Genomic DNA, 21432 nt, shown 5'->3' on the forward strand with positions numbered 1-21432 from the left:
TACTTAGCAACTCCATATTTGATCCCAAATTCACGACTCCGTCTCCCCAAACGCAAAAAGCACACTCCCCCAGTTCTTGGAGAGTGTGCTTCACCCGTTACTTACATATTTACTTAAGATCTGTTGCGCTTTGATTCGCATCCCCTACTTCCTGCCATCCCCATAAAAGGCAGCGATACAGACTGCCCTGACAGCCGCAAGTCTACTACAATTCCTTCATGCTGCAATTCTTCACTCATCTGAAGAGAGTACATAGATGTTGCAAGATCGATAGAGCAGCCGCTAGCGGCCATTTTGGAAACTATCCCAAGTGTTCCATCGCTCGAACCATCATCCATGAACGTTACTCGCAATCGTTTTCCGGTTAGAAGAGCTTGAAATGTCAGTGCCCGAATGTACCATTCCACAACAGATTCATGATTGCGGGTAATAAAAATATAATGAATCCATTTTCCGGACTGCGGTGTTTTACGCACCTTCTGCCGGTTATGCAACATATGAATCATCACTGCAGCGGATACATAAACAACCGCAATCCATATCAACTGGGCTACCATGGAGATGCACCTCCTCTGTATACCAACACTATATGCCGGTATTAAAAGGTCGGTGACTGCCTAGAACACCCATCAGGGAAGCAAGCTGTGTCTACTTAATTTCTTTCCTATATGTAACGTATTACTGTGAAGCTTCTACAAGGTTACCCAGCCATATTTAATCGAATTAATAACAGCTTGAGTCCGATCATCCACTTCCATTTTTTGCAAAATACTGCTAACATGGTTTTTAACTGTTTTTTCACTAATGAATAAATATTCACCAATCATTTTGTTGCTCTTACCTTCAGCCATTAGACGCAGTACTTCTGCTTCACGACGGGTCAGAGGATTGTTGTCGCCAGCAATAAATTTAACACCAGCTTCCTTCACCACTGTATCTGTAGTTACACCAGTCTCGTTAAGGTAAGTCATACGCCGTAATTGATTGATAAGCTTTCCAGTAACCTTTGGATGGATAAAGGCATGTCCTTCACAGACCGAACGAATGGCATTAATAAGGGATTCAGCCTCCATATCCTTCAATAAATAACCATTGGCGCCCTTACGAAGGGTCTCAAATACATAACTCTCATCATCATGAATGGATAAAATAATTACCTTAACCTCCGGGAACATTTCCCGAAGTTTTTGAGTGGCTTCTACGCCGTTCTCAACAGGCATATTGATGTCCATCAATACGATGTCCGGTTTAGTCCCGTTACAAAACTCTAATACCTGAATACCGTCGCCGCACTCCCCTATGACCTCGATATCCTCCTCCATATTCAAAATGCGTTTCAGCCCTTCACGAAAAAGCTGATGATCATCCGCCAAAAGAACCTTAATGGGCGTTTTACTAGAGTTTAAGTTCTCCATCACACTACTCCTTCCCCTTCTCCACATTCGTCGGAATATGGATCACGATTGTTGTCCCCTGATTCTCGGCTGATACAATTTCCATTCTTCCTTCAAGCAGTTCTACACGTTCCCGCATACCTACTAGCCCGAAGCTTTCCCGATTACCTTGCTGATTTTTTAACTTTTGTACATTAAAGCCTAATCCGTTATCTTTAATCACAATCTTAATTAACTGCGCTTGGTATGTAATCTCCACCAATACGAAGCTTGGGTAGGCATGTTTTGCTGCATTAGACAATGCTTCCTGAACAAGACGATATACCGCCGCCTCCATCGCTGAAGATAGTCGGTGTTCCTGTCCCCGGGTTTCCAGAGTCGTCCGCAGTTTCGTCTTCTCTTCAAAATCATGCACATATTTCCGCAAAGTCGGAATCAAGCCCAAATCATCGAGAGCCATCGGTCGTAAATTAAAAATAACCTTACGCATTTCTTCCAGGCTGTTACGAACCTGCCCTTTTAAATCTACTACTTCGTCCTGCACCAGCCCAAATTCCTGCTTTACCAGCATTCTTTCTACAATTTCCGTCCTAAGGACTAGATTTGCCAGCATTTGAGCGGGACCATCATGAATTTCCCGGGCAATTCTCTTCCGTTCTTCTTCTTGAGCCAGGATAATTTTGAGTCCGATCATCTGTCTGTTCTTCGCCGATTCGACAATTCTCGTCACTTGGCCTAGTTCTCCCGACAAATATTCGAGCACTACGCTCATTTGCGAACCAATTGACTCTGCACGCTCTACAGAATTTTCGACACTGCGCACTCGCATTTGTAATTCATCACGTCTGCTTCGAAGATAGACCTCTCGCTCACGCGTCATCATGAGTTCGAGCTGAAGCTCTGTAGCCTTCTCATAAGCAATACGGATATCCTTCTCTGAGTAGCGGACAAAGTCCCGGCTGACCTCTGTCAGCCGGATTCTGGAGCGGTGATACTGTAACTCCAGCTTGTCTACCTTTTTCAACGTTTCATCCGTTTCGTCCATGACCCGCTGCAGTTCCTTGTTGAGTGCAGCAAGTTCATCACGTGCAACCTGCAATATTTCAAAAATCTGATACTTGCTGCTCTCCATCACGTCGATGGTATTTTTAATAACGCGATCAATCGCATCGGCTTGAAATTCCACGGATGCTTGCCCCTTTTCTATCGGATCGTATTAAGGTTTTCCTTATATATTAACATATCACGATTCGATAGTTACGGTCTTCGTTTTCTGTTCCCATTTTACAGTTAATCCTAACTGTTCAGAAACCAGTCTCAGAGGTACTAAAGTCCTACCCTGTAAAATAATAGGTGCTACTTCAGCACTTTGTCGCTTACCATTTAACAGGTATTCCTTTTTATTTACCGTCAGATCCAGTGCCTTGGCTCCGCGCAACACCATGATCTTCTTATTCACCTGATCCCAGGTAGCATTCCCTCCAAAAGCATCCAGCACATAACGGATCGGCACATAAGTACTGCCGTCTTTCACAATTGGAGCTACATCAATAGCCTTCTTATTTCCGTTTACGGTCATTGCTTTGGAGCCGATACTCATCGAAGCCGTACCCTTTGGTAACCCTGCATCACTGGAAAGTGAAGGCATTGTGAAGGTGATATTATCAAAAGCAACGGTACCTGTCTTCGCCCGTTCATCTTGGCCTTCCTCTACGTTGACTACATAAAGTCTCTTCAGCGTAGCCGGGAATTTAATCCCTGATCCTGACAAGTCGATGTTTATGTTCTTCCAACCGTTCCAATCGATAATCTTCGCAAGATCTACATAGGCTGTAGCTCCACTATTGTCGACAAACTCAGCACGCAGCCAGTTTAAGCTCATATCGCCCATCACATCAACTGACATCGAAGTTGCAAGCGCTGGAACGGCTTTTCCACTTGTGCCGTTAAGTTGAGCATAAGCGTACATTTTACCGCTGCCAGCCGTCATATCATAACTGAGTGACAGCACCTTGGAGCCTACTCTTTCAGCCGATCCGTCTACTATTGTTGCAGTCCCCTGTACCGCTGGCACATTGGTAGTAAAGTTAACTGGATAACTTACCTTCTCGAAATCTTCCCATGTTGTAGCTGCTGCTGTCGATAATACAACCGCTGTGCTAAATCCATCATAACGAGCAATAGCGTAACCTGTAGTAACCCCTGCATCCACAGAGTTTACAGTAAGCTTGCCATTTTGCACGACTCCCTTAAAGCCTACAAACTCCCACTTCAGCGCTGAATCTGGAACGCTTATGGTTGCTCCACTCTTCGTAGAGGCCTTTACAGGGACAGATACAGTTGTCCCAGCTGTCAGTGGCGCTGTAGCAGTGCCTACACTCATGCTGGATAGATCATCTCCACCCAAGACTGTAAGGGTTGTAGAAGCGCTTGCTACGCCGCTTTTAGCCGTTAAGGTAACGGTGCCTGGCTTCACTGCCGTTACTTCTCCTGCACTTACAGTTGCGCTTCCTCCGCTTGATGTCCAAGTAGGATTGCCTGCTGCTACATCTATAGGGTTATAGTAAGTGTCATAACCTTTTAACGAATAAGTAGCCTTTTGTCCAACTAATAGCGAAGTGCTTCCGCTAATTTTAATTCCTTTTACTTCACCTTGTGGTGCGTTAGTATAAACACCAAGCGCGTTAACAATGCTGCGCTGCTCTGTGCCATACTCTGTATTAAAGGTTAGTGTGGCTGAGCTTTCACCAAGAGGCCGGTCTACCATCGTTGTAGAGCCGCCTCCGTCTAAGTTAAGCCCTTTCCAGACTCCAATATTGGTCATAAAAGATTGCAGCTCGGTCAAGGACATTCCTGAGCTGTTGCCATTTTTTTCAGTAGCTATAATATAAACATAACGTCCATCCTGAGAGTATCCTAAAGCCGTACGTGCACGATAACCGCCAATGCTGCTAGTCGAGCGAGAGAACGTTGCAGCTTTTCCGTTATTTACAAGAATCGTATGTCCACCAATCATTGTTTGCAGATTAGCAGGATCTAGCGATTGCTGCGTAGTCTTGGATTTCAGGGAGTACACACTTGTTACCGGTTGTCCTACAGTCAGATGGGCAGTAACATACCGTGCGGCTAAGCCATGGGCCCGCAAAATATAAGCTCCCTTTGGAACCGCTGTAGGAAGCGCAGCATTTTCAGATATTTGAGTAACTACGCCGTTCTCAACGAGCACCTCTGTCGGTGTGGTTGAGCTGTTTTTGGGACGATCGAGTGCGGTCCATACATCCGTATAGATGTACATTGCATTAGCATGGCTATAAGTAGAGCTTCCACCTTCAGGACTATAAGCACCTTTATTGATACCGGATATCTCAAACTGTGCGCCGTCAGGTGCGGTTACCATTCCTTCAAAGCTGAACTCATCAATAAGAGGCTTGCGGTCCTTAGTCACTGCAAAGGCATACATTCCATCCAATTGCGAAGGGGTGGATACCAATACTCCACTGGATACTTGTCCACCAATCGGAGCGCCTTCCCCGCCTGTATTAAAATAATCTCCGTTTACTGCAGCCACGGCTCCAGTTTCCTTAGCCATCCCGCCAGTACTTTGACGTGTTGTCAGGTTTCCACCTTTACCTGTCATAACATCTAATGAAACATATGGATTGTTGAGGTCAACGCGAATAACATCCGCCAAGCCAGAAGCACTCGCTCCTGAACGTGTAGCCGTATATTTGTATTTCATCATAATGGCGCCCGAAGTAATTACTTCTTCTCCCAGCTTGCTTACTTTAAAATTAGATGTGGCTGCGGCAGCAATTGGTGTGGAACTATGACCAAACATAGCTAAGCCTTCACTGCCAATTACCGGCATAATCCACAACACACCTGCTAATGAAGCGGCAACCCATTTTTTAGTAGATGATAATTTTATTCCCCGAACAACTTCTCTACTCTTCTTCTCCATGAAAACTTCATTCATTTCGACGTAACTCTCCCATCTCTTTTTTACTCTTCAAGTCCGTTATCAAAAGTCTGGAAACTGGTTCCTATTTTTCTAGTACTCTTTTAATAGACTGAAAATAAGCGAAAAAGTTGCGAAATTGAGAGATTTCAAGCTTTATAGAGTCTCGTAACACAAACTATTAACATAAAAAAAAGCCCAGCAGAATGCCAGGCTTTACCAATCTATTTATTCTACAAATAATCTGTTTGCTTCAGCATCCGATGCAACATCACAGCAGCTTGTGCACGAGTGGCATTACCCTGAGGTTGGAACTCACTTGTGGTCATTCCCAAAATAATCCCAGATTGCACAGCTTTAGCTACGAATTCTGCACTTTGATTCTGAATTTTAGACTTATCCTTAAAGCGAGCCAGTGTTGAGGCAGAAGTGCCGCTTAAAGTAATAGGATGTTTGGTGTATTCCATTGCCCGAATCATCATGATTGCCATCTGCTCTCGAGTGATATTATCATTAGGCCGGAAGGAGCCATCCGTGTTCCCTGTAATAATACCAGCCTTGGCTGCTGCACCAATATAGTCTCCAGTTTGTGTGGAAGGCTGCACATCCCGGAAGCGCTGTGCGGTCTCGCGATCGCCTAGCAAACCAAGTCCCCGGCTAAGCATTACTGCAAACTCTGCACGGGTAATCTTTTTTTCTGGACTAAATGTAGTCCCGTAACTGCTATCGATGATAGTCTTTGCACTAAGCTCAGCTACGATCGAATTACTCCAATGCTTACTCATATCTGAGAAGGCCCGGGTTGATATAAAGGTTCCTAACACCTGATTACCCTCCGTACGAGCACGAATAATCGTATAGCTACCTACCGTACTTACTTTTGTTGGCAGATAAGCTGCATCGTAATAGGAAAGATCCAGTCTAGCAGCAGATGTCTGCGCATTGTTCAATGAAGAAGTTGTACGCACAGTGTATTCTCCAGGTACCGATAATGCCTTAGCATTAGAATAATTGCTGCTTACTATCGCAGTCACCCGGACATCCATAAGACTAGTAACGCTCTGCATCCCCATAGTTTTTAGCTTTTGCTCAAATGGGGAGAACGTACCTGCCGGAACCTTTTCTAAGCGGAACACCAGCGAGATATTTTTACTGTCTGCAATCAAGCTAGTCGCTAATCCGTTCATATCGATATCGTCTAGTCCTACGCTATATAAGTGATCGCCATAACGTATCATAAATTTTGTGGTTTTACTGCGATTTACAGCATCAAGCAAAGGCTTTAAAGGAACAGTCACATAGGCCGATTGTTCTGTAGCAGGCACCTCAAAAGCTAATGTATCACTACTTGCCTTATACAGATATTCATAACTGGCCGTCAGGCGATCTGTGTTTAAGGTATATCTTTTTACAGATTGATTGTATAACGAACGGTCATCCACGATTTGTGAAGAGTCACTCTTCAGCAGCGCGTATTCTTTTCCAAACTCACTTGTTGCAAGCGTCCCTAGATAGGATGGACGATTTCCCGTTCCGGTGCTCACGCCGGTTAGGTTCTTAACAGAGAGAGAAGAGAATGAGGACAGTACATTACCGTTCAGATCCTTGATCGTACCTGAACCTGACATATAGGACAAATCGATAGTTTGCCCGGTCTTTACTACTGAGGATGTTGTTATTTTCAAAATATCCCCTGACAAAGTGTAGTTTTGCACACCCATACTGCTTCCATCTGCTCTAACTCCGAACTGATTAGCATAGAGGGAACCAGATGCCTGCATGTTTTTACTGAATGTAACCGTAAGCTCGTCGCCATTGATGGTGGCAGAACTAATCTCAGGTATGCTAGTGCCGCTATTTTCCGAGATGGACACAGGCTGCAGGTTAATATAAGCTGCACGGTTTCCATTTAAATCGCTTATTCCGGTAGTCCCCGGAACATAGGATACAGTAACATTCTGATTCACCGTCAAAGCACTCTGGAGCGTTAGCGTGACCTGTGAGCCACTGACTGATACATTCGTAACATAGTTAGGAGTGCTGCCAACAAGCACAGAGAACTGGCTGTTCATCGGGAGGTTTGTCGTTGACAAGCCTTCATTGTAATTCAGAAGGATTTTATTGCCACCTCCGGTTGCACTTTGGAACACGGGTGGAATTGTATCGTTGCTGTTGCGAATGTAGAAATCTGTGAAATCCGCAATATTTTGTCCAAAAGAATTCTGCAAAGGATAAGAGCCTGCATAATAGGAGACACGAACGGTCTGGCCATTAGAAGCATCGCTATTTAACCCTAAATATACAGTGTTCCCGCTGGAGCTTATGGAGTTGACCCCTAGGGATCCCCCATCTGAAGTCACTAGAAACTGACTATGTGCGTAAGAGGAAACTGCCTTTAAGGAGTCATTGAAATTCAACGCTACAGTTCTACCCGTGATCCGTCCATCTTTGGGTGTAGGCATGGAGGACTCGATAGTGTTAGTTACCTGCTTTGAGCTAAAGGTGCTGGCTGCATTTCCGCTTGGATCTTGAATGGTCCGCAGGCCACCTGTATAGCTAACCTTCACGTTCTGTCCAACCGCTACCCCTGTACTGAGTAACACATAGGCGCTGTCTCCCTGGATATAGACACTTTCAATTGTACGATTCTCATCATTCACCGTAGCACCAAAGCTGGAGATCAACAGTGCAATGGAAGAGTTGAGGCTCTCATTGTATTTTAAACGAATGGTCCGATTGTTCTCGAGTGATGCAGATGTGAGCTGTGGAGCTGTTTTGTCCTGAGACAAGGTCCGGAAGCTCCATGAATTTTTTCCGCTTAGTCCATCATAGATAACATTAGCATCAATAGCGTCTACAAAAGCTCCTTTAGCAATATCAATATAATAGGTTGAGTCGCTATCTAAAGCTGTTTTAGGCGTAATTACATATTCGTTTGCAGCAGTTGTACTCCGGTTAACAGTAACCGGAACCTGTGCGCCGCCACTTTTATAAAGTGCTACGCCATTTTCCACAGCACTGTTATAATTCACATTACGATTGAATGCGACAGAAAATGATCTGTTGTTAGCTATGGATTCACTCCGGTCAGCCGGATTTAGCGCGCTTACGTTAAGTCCTGTCAAAGAAGCCGTTGTAAATGTCCAGGTATACGCACCCGAAGCCGGAAATACATTTCCGTCTTGATCGTAAAAAGCTCCCTGCGGTATCGTCACCGTATACTGCGTACTGTTTAGCAAGGGTGATGCTGCTGATGCTGGAAGCATTGTTATAGTTCTGCTGCTTCCTCCTGTAACGGCTGGGGAGTTTACATTAAGCCATCTCGTTCTAGCATCGTTAGCTGCACCTGGAGATACTGTTATGGTTCCAGCTGCAGGCATCATAGGACGATCAAATGTAAGCTGTAGGGCTCCAGTGGTAGATACCCCACCTGATCCGTTTGCCGGTGCAGGAGTCACTGGAATCTCTGCCACACCTTTAGTAGAGAAGCTCCACACATCACCGCTTGAAATCCCGGAATACGTTCGATTATCAACATCCTTAAAAGCATAAGAATCTATAAGAACATAATAGTTACTTCCGGAGGCCAATGTTTTATCCAATGTTAGTTTAACTGTAGTAGAGTTAGTATCAGTCTGAACGTTGACTCTAGTATCATCATCCTTAATTTTGAACTCTTGTACGGTTGCATTATCTGCAGACGACAAAATTCGAATGGAACCTCCACCTTTTATCAGGTTTTTATTTAAGGTTAGACTTAGCTCCTTAAGGGCTCCTGCATCCACTCTTGTATTATTAGCAGGTGAAAAGTTGCCTGCCGTAATCGCTGTATTACTCTCAGGCGCAGTAGTAAATGCCCATGAAGTAACACCTGACTCATTACCATCATTATCCTTGAACAACCCCTTAGGGATTGTTACTGTATAAGTCTTGTTTGAAGTAAACTGTTGATTTAGCTTAAGCTCGTAATCTTTTGAACTACCAATTAGACCATAGCTACCAATAGGAATCGTTAAAAAAGGTGAGCTATCACCTTGACCCGTAATAGTAATTTCACCTGACTGCGGGTTTACTTGACGATCAAAGCTCAGTCTAAGGGATGATCCGATATTTACATAACTTGCTCCAGGCGCTGGTGAGACTGTTATACCAAACTCTGATGCAGCGTACACTGCTGAATTCCCTATTCCAATAGCAGGATAACCCGAACCAAGTACTAACTCTCCCGCTAGAATAAGTGCCGTCCATATTGAAATTTTTCTTTTCATTCCGTGATAGACTCCTCTCAAGCCATACTATCGTCTTTATGTATATTCTTATATTTCGGCTAAAAGGCTGGCAAAGTTTAGTAGTCTACTTCTCTATGGTTAGATTCACTAGCCTTGCTCGTTTTCGCACGCAAAATAACCCGCAGAGTTGACACCATGGCCAACTTGCGGGCTAACATATTATAAGACCGTATGATAAATTACAACCCTGCTTGATCTCTTAGCAATTCTGCTTTATCTACGCGTTCCCATGGAAGATCAACATCAGTACGTCCGAAATGACCGTAAGCTGCAGTTTGTCTATAAATCGGTTTACGCAAATCAAGCATAGAAATGATGCCCGCAGGGCGAAGATCAAAGTTGTTGCTGATCAGTTGAACCATTTTCTCTTCACTGATTTTACCTGTTCCGTATGTATCCACATTTATCGAGACAGGAGTAGCTACACCGATGGCATAGGCAAGTTGGATCTCACATTTGTCGGCCAAACCAGCAGCTACAAGATTCTTAGCTACATAACGAGCCGCGTAAGCCGCAGAACGGTCCACTTTAGTTGGATCCTTACCTGAGAATGCTCCGCCGCCATGACGAGCATAACCGCCGTATGTATCGACGATAATCTTACGGCCAGTTAGACCAGCATCCCCTTGAGGACCCCCAATAACAAAACGTCCGGTTGGGTTAATAAAGTATTTGGTTTCTGCATCAAGCAGTTCCGCAGGAACAACAGGCAAAATAACATGTTCTTTAATATCCGCCTGAATTTGTTCAAGAGAAATTTCCTCTGCATGTTGTGTAGATACTACGATAGCGTCTACGCGTACAGGTTTTTCATCTTGATACTCAATCGTAACTTGTGTTTTGCCGTCTGGACGAAGATAGTCCAAGGTTCCGTTCTTTCGAACTTCAGATAAACGACGTGCAATACGATGTGATAAAGCAATCGGCAGTGGCATCAGTTCAGGTGTCTCGTTCGTAGCAAAACCAAACATGAGCCCTTGATCGCCTGCACCAATATTAGCTGTTTCTTCAGCTACTTGAGCAGGATCACGGTGTTCTAAAGCAGAGTTAACACCTTGGGCAATATCAGCGGACTGCTCGTTAAGAGAACTCAACACAGCACATGTATTATAGTCGAAACCATATTTTGCACGTGTGTATCCAATTTCTTTGATGGTATTGCGTACGATGGCAGGAATATCAACATACTCTGATTTGGTACTGATTTCCCCGATCACCAGTACAAGACCTGTTGCTACTGCTACTTCGCAGGCTACACGTGCATTAGGATCATTAACTAAAAATGCATCCAATACCGCGTCGGAAATCTGGTCACAGATTTTATCCGGATGCCCTTCCGTAACGGACTCAGAAGTAAACAAATGACGCCCTTTAATAGACAAGTATAACAACCTCCCATATGGTTAGTCTGACACTGTATAAGGGATTCCTTAATGATAACAGGCCAAATAATAAAACTAAATAATATAAATAATTCAGGTTTGCCTGATTTCTTTTTATGAAGGATTTTTGCAAAATTTGATGCCTACATTCACTAAACTCTTCAAAAAAATGAACCTTTTCCATATGGAAAAGGTTTAAGGCTTTCCTCAAAAGTCATATTATCTTATTTAGGGGGTGGTGTCAATTAAACACAGAACCCCCCGTGAGAGTATGAATATTGATTTCACGCTATAAAAAAGCAATATCAGACAAGGAATAAGGCCATCCTAACCCCTGATATTATTGAAAAAGAGACTGTTCAGCTTGCTTAATGAGTCTCTTCGTAATTTCTCCTCCAACAGACCCATTATCCCTTGAACTCAGATGCCCAAGGTACTGACTACGGCCAGAACCACTACCTCCGACAGCTCCTAACTCAGAAGCAAACTCCGTGTCTGCCCCGCCTCCATAATGAGCCCCATATAAACCAAATTCAGCTGCAATTTCATATTGCATTTGTTTCAGCATTGTCCGACTTTCAGGTACGACTGTACGATTATTACGTGCCATGTTACAGCACCTCCTGTGAATTTGTAAGATTACAGGAATATTGTGCGTCCATCACTTAATCTTCAATCGCGCCAATGATTTGTAACTTTGGAAAACAGTTTGAAGGTATGATTAAGTCCGTTTACGGGCATTATGAATATATATCATTACACATTATTTCAAGGTATATCCACCACGAACCATCACAACAAGACCAAGCGTTTGACCCTCTTGAACAGCTATTCCACGACCATCACGAGGGAAGGACAATAAGTGGTTAGATGGTGCAGCTAGTCCGTTTGTAAGATCTTTACCGTCTGTTAAATCGGCCACACCATTGGCATCTTGTGAAACGATTACTGCTTTACCCGCGCGAACGATAAATTCAGCGCCTGCAGAAGCAATTAAAGTTTGGCCGGGCTTCACATCAACAATCACAGATTCATTACTGCTATTTTGACCAGGCGTAGCTACTGGCGCTGTGGTTGCACTAGGCGCAGGTGTAGCACTCGCTACCGGAGTCGTCACTGTACCACCTGATAGTGCTTTCTGAATTTGCTGATCTACGTAGCTTTTCGTAACTACAGGATCATCCGTTGTGCCAGGCTGAGAGCCAACACCAGCACCTTCAGCAGTAATGTTTAGCAGAGATCCAGCCCATACACCACCAGCCAGCAATACGGCTGCGGTTGTTACTTTCCATACCGATTTCAAAGAAGTTCCTCCTCATTATTGGGGATAAAAACCTATAAAAAAAGAATAGCCTCCGAAGAGGCTATTCTGTGCTTCGGTAATTCTAAAGCAATGATTATTTACCAGTAACTACAGTACCAGTTGTGATCTTGTTACCAGCATCATCAGTGATGTTCGCACTAGCATTAACCTTAACTTCGATGGAGTTAACATCGTTAGCGTTGAGGTTTTGTTTACCAGTAGTTCCATCCAATTTGTCGAATGTTACATAGAACTTACCAGCGTCAGATCCAGCACCAGGAGCGATGCTAGCAGGTTTAACGTTGGATTTGTCTGCATTTTGGCTAACACCGTTAATCGAGAATTCGAAATCAGCAAGTTGAACTGTAGAAGCCTTAACATCTTCGCTGAATCCGATAACCAATACAGTGTTGTCACCACTAGAAACAGCAGCAGTTGTCAATGTAGGTTTAACGCGGTCTGTAAGTTCGGATTTCTTCTCAACAGCAATAATTCCGTTTCCAGCTTTATCCGCGATACCGAAGACTTGGAATGTATAGTCTTCTGTTTTGGTGATTGTGTTACCAGGGATGTAGACTCTTACAGTTGCTGTTTTAGGAGCAGCTGCATCATCACCTGTACCAATTGAAGTGATTACTGGGTAAGCACCAAGTGGCAATGCTTTGCTGTTCAGAGTATAGCTATTAACATCAGTTAAAGTAGCTACATTCAAACCACTTGCATCGGAACCAGAATCTTTAACAACTACGTCGTAGTATACATCAGCAATTACAGTACCAGCCGCATCTTTGTCATGCGGAGTAATGCTAACTACTTCTGGTCTTGTTACATCACTAGTATTTGCAGCTTCAATAGCTAGAGCAACTGTTGTTGATGCAAACGGATTAGTTGAGAATGAATCATCTGTAACCAAACCTTGTGGTAGGCGTACAGTGTAGTCTGCACCAGACAAGGAAACAGCGTAAGTCAATGTTTTCTTATCAGCAGACAAGGAACCAGCTCTAACATTCAGTGTTGCAGCTTGTTGACCAGTCTTGTTGTTGATAACAAGAATTTGTCTGTTGTTAGTTCCAGCAGTATCAAGAATTACTTCTTCATTGAACTTAATTACCAAACCTTTGTTGGAATAAGTTGCAGAAGTTACACCAGGAGCACTAGTATCCTTAGTGAATGTAATTGCTTGAGTCGCAGCTGCACTCAAAGTGTTACCAAGAGTGTCACGTACGGATTGACCAAATACGATGGATCCTGTGAATGTGCCAGATGTAGGCAATGCACTCAATGGGGATCTCAATTTGATTGTGTCGCTATCGGAAGAAGTGCTCACATAGAACACACCTTTGCTTTCTCCGTTAGCATCAAGTAAACGAACATTACCTACTAGGGAATCTCTGTTTACCTTTTTGTCGAATTTAACTTCAACATAACGATCGCCGACTGGAGTCACGCTCTTAATTACAGGAGCTGCTACATCGGATACTACAGTAACACTAGTTTTGATTGGGTTAGGGTTCGCAACATTACCTGCGAAGTCAGAAACGTTAGTCAGAGATACATCATAAGTAGTACCGCTATTCAAGTTTCCAGTAGTCAAAACAAATGTGTCATAAGTATCTCTTTGAACAGTTGCAGCCGCACCGTTAACATAAGCGATAATACCTGCTGGTTTAACTGGTTCGCTAAATTTAACATATACTTTGTTAGTAGTTGCTTTAGCAACAGCATTTACAGTAGCTACTGTAGGAGCCACAGTATCAGCAACAGGTACAATGTTAGTGAAAGCTGGAACTACTTCACCACTTGTTGTTTTGATTTTATCGTTAACAACAACAGTGTATTGACCTTTCAAATACTCAAGTCCTGGGAAAGTGATAGTAGCTTCAGTGTTATCAGTGCTGAAAGATACTTCTGCGCCCGCTGCAGTTACAACTGGAGCACCACTAAGTGCAGTTACTTGAACTACATCTTTAATCAATTTTCCATCTTCAGCAACTGTATCTCCATCAACAGCACGGTTGAATTTAACAACCAATTGTTTAGAGTTTGGAGCAGTTACAGAAACAACTTTAGGAGCTTGTAAAGTTACTTTTGCAGTGAAATCTTTTTCTTGGTGTTTAAAGTTGATTGTAGTTTCAACACCTGCTACAAGAGCAGTAGTCAATTCTACAGTTGTAGTAGTTTTATCAGAGAAAGTAACAACTACTTTAGTTGGGCTTACTGCTTCAGCAGAAGCTACAGTCAATTGTGGAACTGTAAGCTTTTGATCAACAGCATAAGCTGTTTCAACTACCAAAGAACGGCTAGCGTTAGCTTTGAAGTTAGTGTCTTTAGCAACCAAACCTGCGTCGATTACTGCTTGAGCGTAACCTTTAGCCCATGCGGATGCAGAGTTATCAGTTGTAGTTGGTTGTTCCAGTTTCAAAGCACGGAACAATACAGCCGATACTTCTTCAACAGTCACTTTACCGTTGTAGTCAAAGATACCTTTAACAGTATCTTTACCTTGCATCAAGTTAGCTGCAGTAACAGCTTCGATGTAAGGAACTGCCCAGTTAGAAGCATTGTAACCTTTGTCTTTGTAAGACAATTTGTTAGTCACTTCTGAAAGATCAAACAATTTAGTAACGATCTTCGCGAATTCAGCGCGAGTAAGATCTTTTTCAAGGTGAGCTTGACCATCTGGGTATCCATTGAGAATACCTTTCGCTGCCAAAGCATCAAATTTTTGTTGCGGAGTTGTTGCTGCGTCACCAAACGCTACAGAGGCAAACATCGAGAATGCCATTGCTGTAGATAATGCTACGGATAAAATTTTCTTCATAACCTTTTTTTCTCCTCCTTGGACGTTCATAAACTGGGATTTTTCTTTAGTTGAGTAGCTCATATCACTCATTAGCCGATGCACCCCCTTTCCAGAGTTGAGCAAATTAAGTATAAATAATGTCTGTGACGGGTATCACAGAAACTGGTAAACGATTTTAGGACATGACAATACTAGATTCCTAATTATACCTAAGTATTATACAATGTGCCTCAAGTCACGTAAAGCTAATTTTTCCATTTGTTGAAATTGGCTTTACCAGCGGTTAATTTCAGCCCCTGTGTAAATGACTCTACACCTTAAACGCAGAAGATTTGAAAAAGTTGCGGTTTCTCAAAAAAAATCTTCTTTTTATATTTTCCGGTGTGATCCCATTAGAAGATACATATGTATGATCTACTAACTATTGTTAATCATGGGTGCCTACGGAAAATAGTATATCATAGTCGCTTTCTAAACGTCATTATGCAATATTTACTAAGAATCATTAACACTTGTACTATTAATTTAAACATTCCTACAAAAAACAAAAAAAGCGCCGTTGCCGACGCTTGCTTCTATTACATTGTTTCTAACGAATCTTCATAGATAATTGGATCAATTCCTGACGCTTCTCAGGACTCGAGTTCACATTGTCATACATTGCATCAATAGCTGCGCGGTTCTCGCGGTAGCTCTTCTCATGCTTGATTGTAGTATGAGACCATTCGATCAGAGCGTTCTCAGCAACAACAAGCTCGTTGTATGAATCGTGGAATCCCGTTGCTTGTACAAGCTCTTCCATGACCTCCTGAGTAATCTCCTGTAATGCGCGTTTAGCTGCAATTTCCTTTTCCAACACTTTTGCTCTATTCTCAAACATATTCTTGGCTTTCATGTAATCCAGCTGTGCTTTTGATAAAATCGGTTTCATCGATGGCTTTCACCTTTCAGAAAATAATATTTTCTACATTATTGTATCGTAAATCGGTGCAGATTACAAAATTTATGTCGCTGGTAATTGTTATCTTTACATCAAAACTCCGACCTGCGAATACTTTTCGCAGGCCGGAGCACTTTTTTATTCTTTAGTTAAAGTTCTTAGGGAAGATGCTTGTACTCTTCTGTAAGAGTGCCACAGTAATCTTACCAGCCTCTGCTCTAGTCAACTTACCCTTCGGGTTAAAGTTATAGACGGGCTTCTTTTGGCCTGTAACGGTCACAGCACTTCCTTCCATAATCTTAGCTTTAGATATAGCTTCAATTGCAGGACGTGAGTAGAAATCCATGTTGCTTGTATCAACAAATGATTTGCTTAAGCTTGCCAACAGTTTACTGTCATTCAACGACATCTTGAGTTTCAACGCCCTAGCTATCATTACTGCGGCTTGTTCACGTGTTAAGGCTTGATCAGGCCCAAAGAAGCCATCACTGAGACCTGTAACAATACCTGCCCTAGCAGCCGTCTCAATGTGTTTGAAATCCCATGTGGCCGCGACGGCTTCTGGCACAATATCAAAGAAGGTTTGTTTATTAGCATCATAGTTCAAAGGAATACTTAATGATTTCACCAACAATGTAGCAAATTCACCACGAGTGGTCAAATCGTCGGCTCCGAATGCATCTGCTCGAAGATTGGTCATAAATCCTTTGGAATACAATCCATTCATTATATTTCTGCCCCATGGATGATTCGTAATATCAACAAAACCACGGCGCAGCTTCATAACAGTGTAATAACCAAATTCATCGAATGGAACGGTGATGGTATGTTTTTTCGTATCTACGACCCCGCCCAAGTTCTCCCACTTACCTGAATCTGTATATCGGAATACTGTAATAGTCGATCCCACTTCATCCACAATGCTGGAGTTGAAAGTAAGCGTCAATTCACCACGTTGAGAAGGTACGATTTTTCTTGTTTGACTATACTGTGTAAAGTATCCAGTCTTTCCACTGGCATCCACGAAATGCGGGGTAACCCCGTTGGTCTCAAGATTAACGCCATCATTTCCTAGACCACCACTGAGCCAATAGATATCCGATACTCTCGAAAAGTTATTAGTAGAGACGGTTGATGTAAAGCGCAGAGCAAGATCCTGTGGAATCACAAGCTGCCCGCCCCCGCCTTCGGTTCTGTCGTCACTACCCGTTACGTTGATAATGTTCCCGTAATCATTCTTACGTTCAACAACGCCATCAGCGGGATCCGCAATACCAAACAACAGTTTTGTATTAGGATAATATTTTGCAGCACCAGAGCTAGTATATCCCTTCATAATCGTGCCTTTAGGGAAGTTCAATTCCAAGGTTTTATTAAAGACACTATACTTCGTAGCTACCTTCTCAGCCATATATTGTGTATCAATCTGCACTGCACTAGCATAATACACATTTATAGTATCGCTTATTGTGGAGTTAGCACGAACCACTTGTATCTTAATGGGATTCGATTTGTCTGCTTTTAAGCCCACATAATCATAGGTGAAGCGATCTTGATTTGGCAAATCCGTACGTTTAATTGCTTCTTCTTTGCCAATTATTACTTTAGTGGCACCTTCAGCCTCAATATCAAAACGAACAAAGTTTTTGTTAACAACAATTTGCTCACCTACCGTCGCTACAGGTGACAGAAGACGATATGGAGCAACTTCCCGCACTACTTCAAGACGTTGTGTAGTTCTTGCTCCTGTTTTGTTAATAAGCTCTAGGGTATAAACTTGACTTCCTGGGGCATCAAATTTAATGTCACGTAATCTTAAAATAAAGTTTTTAGCACTGCCAATGTAGTCATAATACAGACCATTTGCAGCCACTTCATCAGGATAACGTTTAGGACCAATAGGTCCATCGGATTCCGTACCGTCAATTAGCAGCTTATCCTGCCCCGTCGAAGTAAACACCAAAGTAGAGCCCTGATATAGATTCAGCGTTGTAGCACCACTACCTTGTAGTACCAAGTCGAATTTATCTTTGCTTGTTGTATATTTTTCATCCTTATATACAATCTCAGCTGGCAATGCCAGCATGGCATTACGCTCGACTTCATTAGAAAGGGTTGTAGTTGTAAAAGGTAAACGATTATCCCCTAAAGTAGGATGGAATTGTTTTACCCCAGAAATGTTGGTATCAATGATGTAAATTTTAAGTTCTTTTTTGATAATACGTTGGTTACCAGCATTATCTCTTGAGACTCCAGTAAACACGATTTTATTCTCACCGTATACCAGTGGCCCCGTCTGACTGATTGTCACAGTGAAATTAAAAGTTGTTTTATTTACTGTTGAGTTTTTTTCTACTTCAAGCTTAAAAGGATTGCTAGATAATGAGTTACTGTCTGTACCGTTAATTTGCACTTGTGCATTTTCTATATTTTCGAACCCGATATATTCCCCAGCGACATTAAGTTTTCTTTCTACACTGGAATCGAATTCGTAGGTCTGACCATCTTGCAGATTACTTACATATATATAGTTTTTCGATACATATGAAATATCAGCATTATAGAAGGATTCGGATCCTTTATAACGGAATTGTACCTTTTGTTGACCATTAGAGAACCCTGATATTTTATAAATATATTCATTTGTTCCTGTGCCTGCAGTTACATAATCTATGGATAGTGGTTTATTACTCAAAGGCAAATAGTTTGCAGTTATATCTGCTGGGGTTGTTGATCTATTTGTCTTCGCCATTATATAGAAACTATCCGTCTCCAACTGTTGGCCATTCAAAGGCAATTTAGAGATATTGGTAAGATCACCTGAGCCTGTATATCCAGGAAGGTAGTACATTTCTGTTATAACAGTCTCATTTTTCAAAAATTTATATGAATAAAGATGAGAACTGCTGTGGCTGCCATAATCTACAGACAATTTAAAGTCATTTACACCCGCCAAGATTTCTAAATCAGCTGCAGTCTTAAATTTAACCAATTTATACGTTGGCGTAACGCCATCAGGACCAGGAATTGTTAATTCTTCTGTCACAGCACTAATCGTTACAACTTTTTCGGAACTATTACCTTTATTAAGAGTTAGCACAGCATTTGTTGCAAACGGAGCCACGTTATATGGAACTAAGATCTGTCCAGTAAAACCTGCAACACTTGGAGTCAAATCAGCAGTCAACGTAGGCACATTATCATTTAAGATATTATAGTCCGCATTGTCGTGGTTGATGTTCAAAGAAGCGTACGGTTGATCCTTATCAAAGAAATATACGGATCTGTCTATTGTTATTGAATCCGAAGCATTTTGAATAACAATCTTAAGCGTACTTAATCCCGGACTCAAGTTCAGCGCGGGGGTGAAAAATGTTCCGTCTTCCAATAGGGAAGTTTGTAATGCAGTTCCTCCATTCACGGAGACACTGACTTTAGTGGCATTCGTTACTTTACCTTGAAGAGTAACTGTAGATACTGGTACGACAACTTGTGTTCCTTCATTTAAATTAAGCGCAGAAGGACCACCCAAAACTTTTAATTCTGTTACATAGGGCACTTTATCGTAAAGAACATAAAATGATTCTGAACGCTGGAGATTCCCTTGCATACCAGAAAAGGTCACCTTATTAAACCCTGTATACAAAACAAGACCAGATGCTACAAAACGGTTATCTGGGCTATTGGTATCTGTTGTTACCGCTCCCGTAGTCAGGTGAGTAGCATCTGTTACCCATTTATTAGATTGACTATCTTTTGTAAGCTGCTCTACAGTAACCTTCATCGTGGAAGATGTTACCTGGGAGTAGGTTCCTGTAATTGAAAAGGTAGGGCTACTTACTTTGTAAACACTAGAACGGTCAATAAGTCCCTCAGGATTAGGATTAGCAGTTGTTGCTACAACATCCTGTTTCAACAGAACAGTATTACGTAATGTGAGATCATCCGGACTGAAGAAAGTCGTAGAGCTCGTGGTAGCCGCTGCCGCTATGGGCGTGTATTTACCTGGGAACATAGAAACGATCAAAGCCGCCAGCATCAGCCAAACGAACGGTCTCTTAAAGCGTTGCATGTGTTATATCTCTCCTTTGAGTATAAATTCTCGTAAACCTTCACTTTGTTCTTTATCGGTCATAGGAAGCGATATTTTTAGGGAAAACAACAAAAAACTCATCCTAAAAGGGATGAGTTTTGTTAGTTATAGAAAATATTAGAATAATACCATTAATAAATTAAGATTTGGAACCTCTTTCCGGATTAGCCTTCATACGAATTCTTAAAAAGAAATCAATCAGCGGACGTTTAGTCTTACCGATCAAACCTGTAACTTCCGCACCGATCTGCAAGAAGAAGAGCATGATGCAGATGACTACAAAGGTAACCCAGTTCGCCTCGTAAAGAGCGGCAGAGGATTGAATAACAGCTAAAACTCCAAAAAATGCAGCAATACCATAAATAATGAGCACAGTCTGACGATGACTAAAGCCTAGCTCGCGAAGGCAATGATGCAAGTGACCTTTATCTGGTGCAAAGATTGGTTTCTTCTGCAGCTTACGGCGCACGATCGCAAAGAACGTGTCCGACAACGGTACACCAATAATAAGCAAAGGTGTAATAAACGAAACCACGGCAATCTGTTTAAACCCTAGCAAAGCAAGTAAAGCTAAGCAGAAGCCTAAGAACAGCGATCCCGTATCCCCCATAAAAATCTTGGCGGGATGGAAGTTGAAGAACAAGAATCCGATTATGCTACCCAGAAGCAACAGGCATAACATGGCAACCATCGTGTTACCCATCAAGAAAGCCATTACCGCAATCGTAGCAATCGCAATCCCTGATACACCAGCAGCAAGCCCGTCCAACCCGTCAATCAGGTTAACAGCATTGGTGACACCAACAATCCAGAAAATCGTAAGCGGGATAGCAATCCAGCTTTCCAATGAAGAATACGTATTGTTAAATGGAATATTCACAAAATCTACAGTAATACCAAAACCGAAAACTACAATACATGCTGCAACAATTTGGCCCAGCAGCTTCAACTTTGCTGATAATTCAAATCGGTCATCCAAACCTCCGATAAGTACAATCAGTCCGCCGCCACACAGCAGCGCTTTGATGAAGTTGGCCTCCCGCGGAGTGAACTCATATGGAATAATCGGCAATACGGCAAGCAGGCCTAACACAAACGCCAGAAAAATAGCTAATCCGCCAAGGCGGGGCATAATTTTCGTGTGCACTTTACGAGCATTCGGCACATCTGTCGCACCAATCTTAATGGCGAATTTCTTCACCAAAGGTGTGAGGCCAAGTGCGAGTCCCATGCATACGATAAATCCAGCGATGTATATGATTAACATTTG

General features: G+C 42.4%; 12 protein-coding genes. All 12 read right to left on the reverse strand.

What is annotated here, in order from left to right; translation table 11 throughout:
- Positions 1-113: 113 nt before the first annotated feature.
- Positions 114-557, reverse strand: coding sequence for a glycosyltransferase family A protein (locus MHB56_RS12510; protein WP_076123908.1), 444 nt, complete (start codon positions 555-557; stop codon positions 114-116).
- A 135-nt stretch (positions 558-692) separates the two neighbouring features.
- Positions 693-1415, reverse strand: a complete 723-nt coding sequence (locus MHB56_RS12515; RefSeq protein ID WP_036681509.1) for a response regulator transcription factor — start codon at positions 1413-1415, stop codon at positions 693-695.
- A gap of 4 nt (positions 1416-1419) precedes the next feature.
- Positions 1420-2580: a sensor histidine kinase gene (locus MHB56_RS12520; RefSeq protein ID WP_036681511.1), complete on the reverse strand. Its 1161-nt coding sequence runs from the start codon at positions 2578-2580 to the stop codon at positions 1420-1422.
- A gap of 57 nt (positions 2581-2637) precedes the next feature.
- Complete coding sequence (locus MHB56_RS12525; RefSeq protein WP_081383173.1) at positions 2638-5370, reverse strand: stalk domain-containing protein; 2733 nt, start codon at positions 5368-5370, stop codon at positions 2638-2640.
- Between the two features lie 215 nt (positions 5371-5585).
- Positions 5586-9620 carry an Ig-like domain-containing protein gene (locus MHB56_RS12530; RefSeq protein ID WP_341143633.1) on the reverse strand — a complete coding sequence of 1345 codons (4035 nt, stop codon included), beginning with the start codon at positions 9618-9620 and terminating at the stop codon, positions 5586-5588.
- 200 nt (positions 9621-9820) lie between these two features.
- A complete protein-coding gene (gene metK / locus MHB56_RS12535; RefSeq protein ID WP_036681514.1) occupies positions 9821-11023 on the reverse strand; it encodes a methionine adenosyltransferase in 1203 nt (400 codons plus the stop codon).
- 340 nt (positions 11024-11363) lie between these two features.
- Positions 11364-11633 (reverse strand): alpha/beta-type small acid-soluble spore protein, encoded by a 270-nt coding sequence (locus MHB56_RS12540; protein ID WP_036681516.1) that lies wholly within the window; start codon positions 11631-11633, stop codon positions 11364-11366.
- Between the two features lie 153 nt (positions 11634-11786).
- Complete coding sequence (locus MHB56_RS12545; RefSeq protein WP_076279128.1) at positions 11787-12326, reverse strand: hypothetical protein; 540 nt, start codon at positions 12324-12326, stop codon at positions 11787-11789.
- Positions 12327-12420: 94 nt separating this feature from the next.
- Positions 12421-15219: an Ig-like domain-containing protein gene (locus MHB56_RS12550; protein ID WP_076201897.1), complete on the reverse strand. Its 2799-nt coding sequence runs from the start codon at positions 15217-15219 to the stop codon at positions 12421-12423.
- Positions 15220-15718: 499 nt separating this feature from the next.
- Complete coding sequence (locus MHB56_RS12555; protein WP_076201899.1) at positions 15719-16060, reverse strand: hypothetical protein; 342 nt, start codon at positions 16058-16060, stop codon at positions 15719-15721.
- 154 nt (positions 16061-16214) lie between these two features.
- A complete protein-coding gene (locus tag MHB56_RS12560) occupies positions 16215-20141 on the reverse strand; it encodes an S-layer homology domain-containing protein (protein ID WP_340977903.1) in 3927 nt (1308 codons plus the stop codon).
- Between the two features lie 160 nt (positions 20142-20301).
- Positions 20302-21429, reverse strand: a complete 1128-nt coding sequence (locus MHB56_RS12565; protein ID WP_036681523.1) for a glycosyltransferase family 4 protein — start codon at positions 21427-21429, stop codon at positions 20302-20304.
- Positions 21430-21432 lie beyond the last annotated feature (3 nt).

This window comes from Paenibacillus sp. FSL H8-0315 (genome assembly GCF_038005365.1).
In the GTDB taxonomy this organism is placed as follows: Bacteria; Bacillota; Bacilli; order Paenibacillales; family Paenibacillaceae; genus Paenibacillus_AQ; species Paenibacillus_AQ odorifer.